Raw genomic sequence first — 12,471 nt, forward strand, 5'->3', positions numbered from 1 at the left:
CGTTAAACGCCTCTTGAATTCATGCTAAAACAAAGGACTCTCCCCTATGAGCACGATCATCGACATCCACGCCCGCGAAATCCTGGACAGCCGGGGCAACCCAACGGTCGAAGTCGACGTGACGCTCGAAGATGGCACCATGGGGCGTGCTGCTGTGCCATCGGGCGCATCCACAGGCGCACACGAAGCCGTCGAAAAGCGCGATGGCGACAAAACGCGCTATATGGGCAAAGGTGTTCTTGAGGCCGTCACTGCCGTCAACGGTGAAATCGCCGAAGCGCTTGTGGGCATCGACGCGACCGAACAGGTCGAAATCGACATGGCCATGATCGAACTGGATGGCACACCGAACAAGGCGCGCCTTGGTGCGAACGCAATCCTTGGTGTGTCGCTGGCCGTTGCCAAAGCCGCTGCTGAATATACGCAACAACCTTTGTTCCGTTATGTCGGTGGCACCTCTGCGCGCGTGCTGCCTGTGCCGATGATGAACATCATCAATGGCGGCGAACATGCTGATAACCCAATCGATATTCAAGAATTCATGATCATGCCGGTGGCGGCGGACAACATCCGCGAAGCGATCCGCATGGGTGCCGAAGTGTTCCACACTCTGAAAAAAGAACTTTCGGCCGCTGGGTTTTCGACAGGTATCGGCGACGAAGGTGGCTTTGCGCCCGCGATCAATTCCACCCGCGACGCGCTCGATTTCATTATGAAATCCATCGAAAAAGCAGGTTACACGCCGGGCGAAGAAATCTGCCTTGCGCTGGATTGCGCTGCGTCAGAATACTTTAAGGACGGCAAATATGTCCTTGCAGGTGAAGGAAAATCCCTGACATCGCAAGAAAACGCGGACTATTTAGCCGCTCTGGTCGCTGACTACCCGATTATCTCGATCGAAGACGGCATGGACGAAGACGATTGGGACGGTTGGAAGGCCCTGACCGACGCCATCGGTGACAAAGTGCAACTGGTTGGCGACGATCTGTTTGTGACCAACCCGGCGCGTCTAACCATGGGTATCGAAAAGGGGTCCGCCAACTCGATGTTGGTAAAAGTAAACCAAATCGGTACGTTGACGGAAACACTTAAAGCGGTCGACATGGCGCACCGTGCGCGTTTTACCAACGTGATGAGCCACCGTTCGGGCGAAACCGAAGATTCAACCATTGCCGACCTCGCCGTTGCAACCAACTGCGGTCAGATCAAAACCGGGTCTTTGTCGCGTTCCGATCGCCTTGCCAAGTACAACCAACTGATCCGCATCGAAGAAATGTTGGGTGAAACTGCCGAATATGCTGGCCGCAGCATCCTAAAGTGATGCCGCGCGCTTGTGCCATAGCGGCGTTGGATCTGGCTTTTTTGTCCGGACCCGCGTTGGCACAAGACGCTGTTCAAACCTGTGCCAAGATGGATCGCGAGGACCGTCTTGGCCCGCTTACCGTCGCGCAATGCCATTGCAATTATAGCGTCGCTGATCAGGTGCTAGACGCCGACATCCGCACCCTGCTTTTTGACGCGTGGTACACGGGGGCCAACAATATGGCCAAAGTCGAAGCGCTGAAACCTGCGTCTCGTGTGCGTCGGCAATTCTCGCGGCTGCAAAAAGAACTGAAAAAGCACTGTTCATGACAGTGCGCATCCGGTCAGCCACGGCTGAGGATGCCCCCGATGTCGCCCGCCTTTGTTGGGCTTATCGTGATCTTTTGCTAACGCGGTCTTCAGAATTTCCTGAGATGGTAGAATTCTTCTATGGGACTGACAGCTATGCAGCCCTTATCAACGACCTGCCTCGCATCCATGCCCGCCCCAAGGGCGACATTTTATTGGCAACTGTTGATAGCAAAGTCATCGGTTGCGCCATGTACTACCCGTTTGAAATTAAAGGCGTGACAGAAATCAAGCGCGTGTTTGTTGACCAAACAGCCCGTGGAACGGGTGCTGGCAGCGCACTTTTGCGTGCGACGATGCAGGCGGCGCAAACAGATGGCTACACGCGCGTTGTGCTTGATACAATGACGACACTCACCGAGGCAATTGCGCTTTATGGGCGCGTTGGGTTTCAACCTTGTGCGCCCTATTATGAAACCAACCCGGATTTCATGCCCTACTTGCGTTTCTTCGATCATCCACTTTGAAATCGATCCGGCCCAAAGGGTGTAACCAAGGCCGCTTGCGCGTTGCTTAGTGGTTGATCCAACACTTGCGGGGCCAATGATTCCGCGGCGATAGCCGCAAGGGTCACCCCCGAATGCATCACCGCCACGTGCAGTCCCGCAGGCCCGCACGCGCCAATGACCGGCAAACCATCTTGCGGCACGGGCCTTTGCGTCAACGTTACACGATCCCACGTGAGCGGATGATCCGGAAACAAGGTCTGGATCCGAGCCAACGCAGCATCCGCAAGCAGATCAGGGCGAGTTGTGACCTTGGTCGTTTCATCGCTTTGATGATTGGCAACTGTTGGCGCCCAAATGTGACCGTGCGCGTCCTGCCTAAGTTCCTGCCCCGGCGCGACCAACACGTGGCGCAAAATCGGCGGCACAGGTGCGGTGCGCATCATCAATCCGGGACGTTTGAGCATCGGTAAGGACACTCCGACACTGTTCAACAACGCCGTGCTGCCAATGCCCGCCGCCACGATCACCCGGTCGGCCGACACATGCCCTTGCGCCGTATCTATGCCGGTGATGACACCCGCACGCGCGCTTAAGCCCAAAACCTGCACACCACTGACGCGCTTGATGCCGCGCATCAAACGTTCGGTGGTTTGAACAGGCTCTGCGATCCCTTCTTGCTTGAAACGCAGCGCGTGTTGCGGCGCAACATGTGGCTCTAACAAGGCGAATTGCGCGGGCGAGACTTCTTCTGACGCATATCCAAGGCTTGATAACTGATCCCGTTGCGCTTCAAGCGCTGCACCTTGTTCTTCCCAACACAAACACCCGATCCAATCCACGTGTGCGCCCAAACGCCGCCATGCCGCGATCCCTGCCGCGCGCAGGGCAAAGTGATCGTTATTGAGGTAAAAGCTTGCATTGACCCAACCAAAGGATGCGTGCGTTGCCCCCGGCGCGCCCTCAAACACGGTGACTTGCGCGCCCGACGATTGCAGTGTTTGAGCAAGCGCCGCCCCGATGATTCCGCCCCCGACGATCACAATTTTCATAGCTCTTGCCCCCTTTGCCGCCTCACCCTACCCTGACCACATGACCGCACAAGAGATCATCGACACCCTAAACCTGTCGCCCCATCCCGAGGGTGGCCATTATCGCCAGACTTGGGTGGCACAGAACGCGGGACGTCCAAGTGGCACGTGCATCTATTTTTTACTGGCGCAGGGTGAATCATCGCATTGGCACAAAGTTGATGCGACCGAGATCTGGCTGTATCACGCCGGCGCTCCGTTGATCTTGTCGCTCAGCGCGACAGATGACGGCCCCGCCATCGATCATGTTTTAGGTCCGGATTTGAACTCTGCCGCTCCGCAGATCATCGTGCCTGAACAGCACTGGCAGGCGGCGCGCAGCACCGGGGATTATACGTTGGTCAGTTGCACCGTCTCGCCCGGCTTCCAGTTCGAAGGGTTCACCCTCGCGCCGCCCGGTTTCGACATTCCACGTTAACGAGGTCGGCTGAGCGCCCCGCCCCCCACCGCCGCACGCACACCCGTGGTGCCAGGGCACGACGTGGGCAAACCGCGTGCCACGCGCACCGCGAGATAGGCAAAAGCCTGCGCTTCGAGCATGTCACCGTTTAACCCAACATCTTCGACCCGGCGCACAGGGCAATCGAGCGATACTTCTAACATCTTCATCAACACAGGGTTACGCCGCCCACCACCTGTGACGTAAACAGCGCTTGGTGGGCGCGGGCAATGTTGCATCGCCTCGGCCACCCCGGCGGCGCACATCGCAGTCAAAGTGGCGGCAGCATCTGCATCGCTGAGTTCATGTACCAACTGCACCATCTCTGCAAAATCGTTACGGTCCAATGACTTGGGCGGCATTCGAGCAAAGAACGGTTCTGCCAAGAACAGTTCAAGCGCGCCAGTTTCCACTGAGCCCTGCGACGCAAGGGCGCCGTCCTTGTCAAAAGGCAAACCAAGGCGCTCTTGCATCAAATCGTTGAGTGGCGCATTGGCCGGGCCGGTATCAAAGGCCAACAGTGCACCATCGTCTTCGGGGTGTTCAAAGTTTGGATCAATCCAAGTGATGTTTCCAACGCCGCCAAGGTTCAGGAACGCGACGGGACCCGTTGCCTTGATCCACTTGGCGCACGCAAAGTGAAAGAACGGCGCAAGCGGTGCCCCCTCGCCGCCCAATTCCACATCGGCTGTGCGGAAATCCCAAACCACAGGCGCACCCAATGCATCCGCGAGTGCCGCACCATCCCCAATCTGCAACGTTCCGCGCGTGCGGGGTGCATGGGCGATTGTTTGGCCGTGAAAGCCCACAAGATCAACGTTCTGAAACTTCGCCAAAAGAGCAGTATGTGCCTGCATCACGACTTCGGACGCAGGAGCAAGCGTTGGCCCATCCCACTGCCCCAAAGCGGCGCGTAACACTTGTTGGTCGGCATTTGAGAACGTCACATAATCATGCGCGCCAAAAGCCGAAATCGTCACACCGTCCGTCGAAATCACCGCCGCATCGACCCCGTCCAAAGACGTTCCCGACATCGCCCCAAGTGCTGTGATCACCGCACCTTTGTCTTTGACCTTATCCATGGCCTTTTCCTTTGCCGCTCAGCCCCTTATAGACTGCGCGCAAAGCTTTCGGAAGGACAAGCCCAATGACCTACACGCCCCGATCCGATTTTTTACATGTGATGCAATCTCGTGGGTTTCTGGCCGACTGCACAGACATGCAATCGCTGGACGAAACACTGCTGGTCCCCGGCCAAGCGGCCTATATTGGTTTTGATGCAACGGCCAAGTCGCTGCATGTGGGGTCACTGATCCAAATCATGATGCTGCGCTGGTTCCAAAAGACCGGGCACAAGCCGATCACATTGATGGGTGGCGGGACAACCAAAGTGGGCGATCCGTCCTTTCGCGCTGACGAACGCCCGCTTTTGGATGGCGCGGCAATTGAGGCCAATATTGCGGGCATCAAAAAGGTGTTTTCCGCTTACCTTGATTACGACGGCGGCGCGCAGATGCTCAACAACGCCGAATGGCTGGATGGCCTGAACTATCTTGATTTCCTGCGCGACATTGGGCGGCATTTTTCGATCAACCGGATGCTTTCGTTTGAATCGGTCAAGTCCCGGCTTGATCGCGAACAGTCTTTGTCGTTCCTTGAATTTAACTACATGATCCTGCAAGCCTATGATTTCATGGAGCTTCATCGGCGTTACGGCTGCATCCTGCAAATGGGTGGATCGGATCAATGGGGCAATATCGTCAATGGTATCGACCTGACACGACGCGTGATTGAGGGCGAAGTGTACGGCCTGACCTCGCCTTTGCTGACCACATCTGACGGCAAAAAGATGGGCAAATCGCAATCCGGCGCCGTCTGGTTGAACCCTGAAATGCTGTCGCCTTATGAGTTCTGGCAATTCTGGCGTAACACGACAGATGCGGATGTGGGTCGGTTCCTTAAGCTGTATACCGAACTGCCTTTGGATGAATGCGAACGCCTTGGGGCGCTTGAAGGGTCCGAAATCAACGAAGCCAAAGCGCGGCTTGCGAGCGAAGTGACCACCCTATTGCACGGCGCTGATGCGGCGGCAGCGGCGGCGGACACATCGCGCGAGGTGTTTGAAAAAGGCGGTGTTGGTGACGATCTACCGACCCTCACACTCAGCGCGGCCGACATTGGGGATGATGGTGTCTCAATTGTGCAGCTCATTGTGAAATCCGGCCTCGCGGGATCTGGCAAAGAAGCCAAACGCCTGATTTCCGAGGGCGGTGCACGCATGAACGACGAACCGCTGACGAATGCAGGGATGATGGTGGATGCCACGGCATTGGCCAGCCCAATCAAACTGTCAGCCGGTAAAAAACGTCACGCATTGGTGCAATTGGGTTAAGGGGTCACCCTGGCAGGACCAAAGCGTTCGACCAAAATCAAAATGTAATGCGCCTGAAAGGCGCGCCTTTGGGTCAGAGTCGGTCTAGAACCGCCCTTGCGGCTCTGACGCCGGGGTCTTCGCCGCCGCGCCCAAGCAGGTCCATCGTTTGTTCCATCGCGTCCGTTTGGGTCGCAGTGTCTGCCAACAACCCTTCCATCGCCGCCAACACGTTCTTGGTGTTGAAAGCATCACCAATCACTTCGGGCACAACACGGGTGTTTGTCACATGGTTGATCAGGCTGCCTGTGTCGGTGGTGATCATGCGGCTGATGATAGCACGGCTCAGCCAATGCAGATCAAAGGCACTGACCATCGGCGTCCCCGCCGCCGCCAGTTCCAACGCCACAGTACCAGACGTCGCCAATGCCACATCGGCCGCTGCAAAGGCTGTGCGTTTTAGTTTCAGCCCAGCCTCAATCTCCAATCCGCGCACATCGATCATTTTAGCCGGTACCGGCCATGTCGCCATCAACGCTTCGACCGCATCTGCGACCGAAGGTGCCGCAGGGACGATCACTTGCATATCAGGATGTTGTCGTACCAGCGCACCCAAGGCCTCACCGAACACCGGACCCAAACGCGCCACTTCGCCGCGCCGCGAACCGGGCAAGACCAACATCAAAGGATCAGCCCCCGTCAGCCAGTGCGCTGCGCGAAAGGCCGCTTGTTCCTCAACAGTGGCACGCGGCGCATTGGCTGCCGGGTGGCCGACAAAATCGCAATCCATGCCAACCGCCTCCATATAAGGCGGTTCAAACGGGAACAACGCAAGGACATGGTCAATCATCTTGGCCATTTTGGCCGCGCGTCCCGGTCGCCACGCCCAAACTGTTGGCGCAACATAATGCACCGTTCGGATGTTGCTTTCGGCCTTTACCAATTTGGCCACCCGAAGGGAAAAGTCCGGGCTGTCGATGGTGATTAGAACATCAGGTTTGACATCGATCACGGCGCGCGCCGTTTCGGCAATACGTCGTTTGAGGTGCAAGTACTTTGGCAAGACTTCCGCAATGCCCATCAGGCTAAGTTCGGACATGTCAAACTGGCTTTCCAGCCCCTGCCCCTGCATCAACAAGCCGCCCACGCCCTGAAACTGAACATTGGGTGTCAGCTGTTTTAGCCCAGCCATAAGCGCCGCGCCCAACGCATCCCCCGAAGGTTCGCCTGCAATCACAAAGACCTTTAGTGCACCCACAGATACATGCCCATTTCATCCAAGATAGCGACGACCTGCGCCCGGTCCAGAACCATGACTCCCCCGGCCGCAATAACGATGCCGTCCAACCCAGCTTCGGCCGCGCGCATCGCGGTTCCCAGGCCAATGGTAGGTAGATCAACGCGGCGGTCTTGATCGGGTTTGGGCGCTTTGAACAACACACCGCCCTTTGCTGTGGCGCGCGCTTTGGTGATCGGCCCCGAAAGCCAATCAGTCATGCCGTCCAAGGCCTCGCCCATCAAATCAACTGCGAAATTCAGCGGATCACCACCGCCCATTTCAGGGCGGGTGTAAGCTTCGCTCATGTCTGCCAGCATCGCATCAGTCCCGCGCGTGTCCTCTTGCGCGATGACCTCATTGCCACGGATCACGCAGGCTTGGCCCACATCTTTTTTGCCCTGAAGAGCCAGAACCGGTGCTGCCAATGCCAGTTGATCCGCGACACCTTTTGGAACAGGTGTTTTTGTCAGTACACCCGCCGCTGGCAGCAAGGACGGCGCCAATTCGTCCGCACCGCGCACTGCAAATCCCGCATCCTCAAAGATCGATAGAACTGCGCGCAGTGCGCTGTCTTCGCCGCTTGCGACGGCCCCTGCCAAGACCGGCACCAAGGGCATCGTGCGCGCATCAATCATTGATGGGTCAATCGCAGGGCGCGTGATCGTGCCGCAAAAGCATACCTCTCGCACGCCACGATTGGTCAGTTTATCCAGAAAGCTGCCCAGTTGTTCGATCCGAAAGGTAATGTCAACGACCAACCGATCCGGCGCGTTACCCAACAGGCTCGTCACCAGTGGGGGCACGTCTTGCTCGGCAGCCACAGTGGCCGACAAGCTGCCGCGCCCTGCAATCAGCGCCAACATCAGCGCGGCGTCAGGAACGATCGGTCACTGTCGCCCATCACAAATGCTACGATTTCACGGACATAGTCGCTCTCGGTTTCGCGGCCCAGCCGTTCGGCGCGATCATGGAACGTCCCGTCCCCTTGCGCCAGCATCTGAAACGCGGCGCGCAACGCAGTGATATCCGCACGCGCAACACCGCGCCGCTTTAGGCCAACAAGGTTCAACCCGTCCAATTCACCCCGAGGCGCTTGCACAAGACCGTGTGGGATGACGTCATTGGTGACCATGGTCACTGCACCAATAATAGCCCCTTGCCCAATGCGCACGAATTGGTGGATCCCCGACAAGCCGCCAATGATGACGTCGTCCTCAAGCACACAATGCCCTGCCACGGCTGCCGAATTTACCACAATCACCCGGTCACCCACATGGGCATCATGGGCGATGTGGCATCCAGCCATGAACAAGCCGTCATCGCCAATACGTGTGACACCGCCGCCACCTTCGGTCCCGCCGTTCATCGTCACGTGTTCACGGATGCGATTGCGTTTACCAATGACCAGATGGCTGGCCTCGCCTTTGAATTTCAAGTCTTGGGGCACCTCGCCGATCACGGCGAACGAGAAAACAACAGTGCCTTCGCCGATCTCGGTATGGCCTGTGATCACCACATGGCTTTTCAACACAACATCCGCACCCAACACGACATGGGCCCCGATCACGCAGAAAGGGCCGACAATGGCTGACGGATCAATCTGTGCGCCATCCTCGATCACAGCAGAGGGGTGAATGTTGGGCGTGCTCATGGGGCGGGCAATTCCATCATGGCGGTGAATTCCGCTTCGCAGGCCATTTCTCCGTCCACTTCGGCCTTGCCGGTGAACTTCCATACTTTCCCGCCGGGTTTACCGCGGGCCGTTTGCAGGTGCAGGTGCAACACGTCGCCCGGAACAACCATGCGGCGGAATTTGCATTTGTCGATGGCCATAAAATAGACCAGCATATTTTTGTCTGCCATATCCAGCGCAGTCCCAACCATGACTGCCGCCGTTTGCGCCATGGCTTCTACGATCGTCACGCCCGGCATGATGGGCTTGCCCGGAAAGTGGCCCTGGAAATGAGGTTCGTTCATCGTGACGTTCTTGATGCCCGTCGCGGTTTGATAGCCGTCAATGTCGATGACTTTATCAATCAACAAGAAGGGATAACGGTGCGGAATGATACGCTGGATCAGCGCGATATCGGCAGCTTTGAGGTCACTCGACATATACTCTCAGGCCCTTCATTTTTTCGGCGTTTTGTTCGTCTCTTGCCTAGCAAGCTGCGCGCGGTGCTGCAAGCGCAGGCACAACAGTTCAATCAGATGCCGCCTTTGGCTCGGCCCCTAAAATCGTGTCGATCTGCTGGATCGCGATCTCGGTAATATCGATAGCATTGGCGCTGATAAAAACACTACGCCGTTCCAAAACAACGGCCGCACCGGCGTCCTGCATAATGATTTGAAGCACGGGAAACGCTACAGATAGAAAATGCTCGCGGTTTTCTTCGAGTTGGGCAGCAATGTCCCTGTTTCGTGCATCGCGTTCCGTTCTGATCGCTTGCACGCGCGCATCAAACGCATCGGCCAACGCCCGAAACTCCTCGGCAGGCAGCGTTTGGCGCTGCTCAGTTAGTGCCCGCTCTTCTTTTTCTAGTTCAACTTCCAAAGACCGATTTTCTTCGGCCAATGCCGTGGTCTGGTTTTCGATGTCCCGCAACACACGCTGACCAAAGGCACTGTTGCGATACAAGGCGTCACTGTCGATTGTCAGGATGGGGCTGCGTATGTCTTGCGCAAATGTGGCGCTGGCCCCCAACAGGGCCAGCGCCACACAGACTGACTGAAGCCAGCCAAACATCACTTAGAACGTCGTCGAGATGGTCAGATCAAAGGTCTGCTCTTCATCGAAGTCTTCTTTGACCAGCGCGTTTGTGAAGTTAAGACGCAGCGGTCCAACGGCCGTGTCCCAAAAGATGGAAAAGCCGATGACATGGCGGAACGATCCGCCCTCGCCCACGACGTTACCCCCGGACAGGTCTACACCGTCAAGGTCCCACAAGTTGCCAACGTCATAAAACAGACCACCACGGACACCCAGTTCCTCGGGTAATCCCAGAGGGAATTCGGCCTCAAAGCGGGCTGCCAAATACAGGTTGCCGCCCAGCGGATCACTGTCACCCGACGTATCCAGGTCACGCGGCCCAATACCGCCGGGTTCAAATCCGCGCAGAATGTTCGGCCCGACTGAAAAACGATCCACGGTACGATTGGTGCCGCTATTGAAGGACGACAAGATGCCGCCTTCTAGGGTCGCACGGAGAGTTACATCATTGTTAAAGGCAAGGCGTTGACCCACCACACGTCCAGTCGTGCGGATATAGGTCGCATCGCCGCCAAGACCTGCAAAGTCCTGACCGAACTCGAACAAGTATCCAGCGTCGGGATCCAGCCCGCCCGTGCGAGAATCGTAGGTGTAGGTGTACCCAATCGAAGATGCAGCCTGATTGCCGACGTCAATCTCGCGTTGCACCACAGTACCGTTTGCCACCGGATCACGCTGCAACATTTCGATATCAGAATAAGAGTACCGCACGCTCAAACGTCCACGTTCACTGACAGGGAACGTCAGGCTTGGGCTAAAGACCAACGACTCGGTGTCGTAGTTAGCGAAAGTGGAATCACTTTCGCTGTACTGAAGGTTCAACCCCAAAGCGACATTACGCCCCAAGAAGGCAGGTTCGATGAAATTCACACCCAGCCGACGCGCTTCTTCCGCAGTCGAGAAATTGAAGCCCAAAGTTTGCCCGCGCCCCAAAAAGTTGCGTTCGGTAAAGCTGACAACAAGCCCGAAACCGTCATTCGCTGAAAACGCACCACCAAAGCTCAACGAACCTGTGGGCGCTTCTTCGACATCAACGTCGATTACGACTTGATCAGGGCGTGACCCTTCACGAGCGTTCACATCCGCATTGCCAAAAAAGTTCAACGCACGAATTCGTTCCGCAGAATCGCGAATTTCACGCGGATTAAAGGGGTCGCCTTCCGCAATTCTAAACTGTTGGCGCACAACGCGGTCCAGCGTGGTTGTGTTGCCCTCAATATCGATACGTTCAACGAAGACGCGTGGCCCACGACTTAGGACCAATTCAACATCAAGCGTCAGATCACGATCATTGCGGGTGACGCGTGGTTCGACGCGCAAAAAGTCTACGGCGTCGCGTTGGCCTAGACGCTCAAGGCGCGAAATTTCATTGTCGACCAGCGTCGGCGAATACACCACGCCGGGACGCACCTTAATCGCATCCTGATAACCCTCGACGTCCACTTCAGGCAGATCACTGCTGACAGTGATTTCGCCAAATTTAAACTGTTGTCCTTCTTGCACATTGAACAACAGGAAAAAGCCGTCCCGTTCTTCCGCGAGTTCCGCGTTGGCGGTGAGCGTGCGAAAATCAACGTAGCCGCGCGAGAAATAAAAGTCCTGTAGAACCTGCTTGTCGAATTCGATGCGATCCTCAACAAGTGTATCAGAACGAACCAAAAGGCGGAACAAACCTGCCTGTTTTGTCTGCAAAACACGACGAAGACGGCGATCAGAAAACGCGCGGTTGCCAACAAAGCTTAGTCGCTCAATCTCGACCACATTGCCTTCGAAAATTTCGAACACCAGGTCGACGCGGTTGTCTTCGCGTCGGATGACACGCGGCGTAACCCGCGCTGCAATGCGCCCCTGTTCAACGTAAGCGTCTGCAAGGTTGCTAACATCACGTTCGACTTGTGCCGGATCAAAGGCCTGTCGTTCTTGGCTTTGGACGATTTGCGCAAGCGCGTCATCGTCAACACGGCGGTTGCCCTCAAAAGAGATGCGATTAATGGTCGGCAATTCTACAACCGCAATCACCAGCGTCGAGCCTTGCGGATTTACGCTTACGGACTCGTATAAACCGCTGTTTTGCAACCTGCGCGAAACATCGTTTACCTGCCCTGCAGTTAACGTTTGCCCCGCAGCGATTCCTGCTTGATTCAGAATGGCGCTGTCGCCGATACGTTCGTTTCCTTCGATCAAAATGCGATTGAAGGTGAAATTTTGCGCTTCAACACTGGCTGCCAACGCAGTCCAAGCCACTGAAACCAGTGCAATAATTTGTAGTGCTCGAAGCGCGCCGCGTTGGCATAGTAAAGCCAGCGAGCATGCGCCTTTTATCCCCAGTTCCATGGTGTTCCCCACGCGTTCAAATATCCATTATGAACGTGAGTAACGGCATTGCGTGGCCTTGTCAAAAGCACAA

General features: G+C 56.4%; 13 protein-coding genes. 5 read left to right on the forward strand and 8 right to left on the reverse strand.

The annotated features are described in order from the left end of the window. Positions 1–46 precede the first annotated feature (46 nt). From eno to ABJF76_RS15120, 3 genes are read left to right on the forward strand one after another with little or no spacing between them, the layout of a single operon-like run. The gene (gene eno, locus ABJF76_RS15110; protein ID WP_413821645.1) at positions 47–1,321 is read left to right on the forward strand and encodes a phosphopyruvate hydratase; all 1,275 of its coding nucleotides are present in this window, start codon (positions 47–49) and stop codon (positions 1,319–1,321) included. Beyond that, the gene (locus ABJF76_RS15115) at positions 1,321–1,632 is read left to right on the forward strand and encodes a hypothetical protein (RefSeq protein WP_413821644.1); all 312 of its coding nucleotides are present in this window, start codon (positions 1,321–1,323) and stop codon (positions 1,630–1,632) included. Before eno ends, ABJF76_RS15115 begins: the two co-directional genes overlap by 1 nt. Beyond that, the gene (locus tag ABJF76_RS15120) at positions 1,629–2,138 is read left to right on the forward strand and encodes an N-acetyltransferase family protein (RefSeq protein WP_413821643.1); all 510 of its coding nucleotides are present in this window, start codon (positions 1,629–1,631) and stop codon (positions 2,136–2,138) included. Before ABJF76_RS15115 ends, ABJF76_RS15120 begins: the two co-directional genes overlap by 4 nt. Here the strand turns inward: ABJF76_RS15120 and ABJF76_RS15125 are convergent. Further along, positions 2,126–3,169, reverse strand: coding sequence for an NAD(P)/FAD-dependent oxidoreductase (locus ABJF76_RS15125; protein WP_413821642.1), 1,044 nt, complete (start codon positions 3,167–3,169; stop codon positions 2,126–2,128). The two genes, ABJF76_RS15120 and ABJF76_RS15125, sit on opposite strands and share 13 nt — an antisense overlap. A gap of 40 nt (positions 3,170–3,209) precedes the next feature. On the opposite strand from ABJF76_RS15125, the gene ABJF76_RS15130 reads away from it, so the two are divergent. Then, positions 3,210–3,626 carry a cupin domain-containing protein gene (locus ABJF76_RS15130; protein ID WP_413821712.1) on the forward strand — a complete coding sequence of 139 codons (417 nt, stop codon included), beginning with the start codon at positions 3,210–3,212 and terminating at the stop codon, positions 3,624–3,626. Here ABJF76_RS15130 and ABJF76_RS15135 read toward each other — a convergent pair. Then, positions 3,623–4,729, reverse strand: coding sequence for an anhydro-N-acetylmuramic acid kinase (locus ABJF76_RS15135; RefSeq protein ID WP_413821641.1), 1,107 nt, complete (start codon positions 4,727–4,729; stop codon positions 3,623–3,625). The genes ABJF76_RS15130 and ABJF76_RS15135 overlap by 4 nt on opposite strands. A 65-nt stretch (positions 4,730–4,794) precedes the next feature. Between ABJF76_RS15135 and tyrS the strand changes: the two genes are divergently transcribed. Continuing rightward, positions 4,795–6,039, forward strand: coding sequence for a tyrosine--tRNA ligase (gene tyrS, locus ABJF76_RS15140; protein ID WP_413821640.1), 1,245 nt, complete (start codon positions 4,795–4,797; stop codon positions 6,037–6,039). A gap of 73 nt (positions 6,040–6,112) precedes the next feature. Here the strand turns inward: tyrS and lpxB are convergent, their stop codons facing one another. From lpxB to bamA, 6 genes are all read right to left on the reverse strand, one after another. After that, positions 6,113–7,276 carry a lipid-A-disaccharide synthase gene (lpxB, locus tag ABJF76_RS15145; protein WP_413822605.1) on the reverse strand — a complete coding sequence of 388 codons (1,164 nt, stop codon included), beginning with the start codon at positions 7,274–7,276 and terminating at the stop codon, positions 6,113–6,115. Beyond that, entirely contained in the window at positions 7,264–8,160 is an 897-nt protein-coding gene (locus ABJF76_RS15150; RefSeq protein WP_413821638.1) for an LpxI family protein, read from the reverse strand. The genes lpxB and ABJF76_RS15150 overlap by 13 nt, the downstream gene beginning before the upstream one ends. Then, the gene (gene lpxA, locus ABJF76_RS15155; RefSeq protein WP_413821637.1) at positions 8,160–8,948 is read right to left on the reverse strand and encodes an acyl-ACP--UDP-N-acetylglucosamine O-acyltransferase; all 789 of its coding nucleotides are present in this window, start codon (positions 8,946–8,948) and stop codon (positions 8,160–8,162) included. Before lpxA ends, ABJF76_RS15150 begins: the two co-directional genes overlap by 1 nt. Continuing rightward, the gene (gene fabZ, locus ABJF76_RS15160; RefSeq protein WP_413821636.1) at positions 8,945–9,409 is read right to left on the reverse strand and encodes a 3-hydroxyacyl-ACP dehydratase FabZ; all 465 of its coding nucleotides are present in this window, start codon (positions 9,407–9,409) and stop codon (positions 8,945–8,947) included. Before fabZ ends, lpxA begins: the two co-directional genes overlap by 4 nt. A gap of 88 nt (positions 9,410–9,497) precedes the next feature. Beyond that, positions 9,498–10,040, reverse strand: a complete 543-nt coding sequence (locus tag ABJF76_RS15165) for an OmpH family outer membrane protein (protein ID WP_413821635.1) — start codon at positions 10,038–10,040, stop codon at positions 9,498–9,500. 3 nt (positions 10,041–10,043) lie between these two features. Next, positions 10,044–12,398 (reverse strand): outer membrane protein assembly factor BamA, encoded by a 2,355-nt coding sequence (bamA, locus tag ABJF76_RS15170; RefSeq protein WP_413821634.1) that lies wholly within the window; start codon positions 12,396–12,398, stop codon positions 10,044–10,046. Between the last annotated feature and the right edge of the window lie 73 nt (positions 12,399–12,471).

The sequence above is a fragment of the Tateyamaria sp. genome (assembly GCF_039940735.1).
Taxonomy (GTDB): Bacteria; Pseudomonadota; Alphaproteobacteria; order Rhodobacterales; family Rhodobacteraceae; genus Tateyamaria.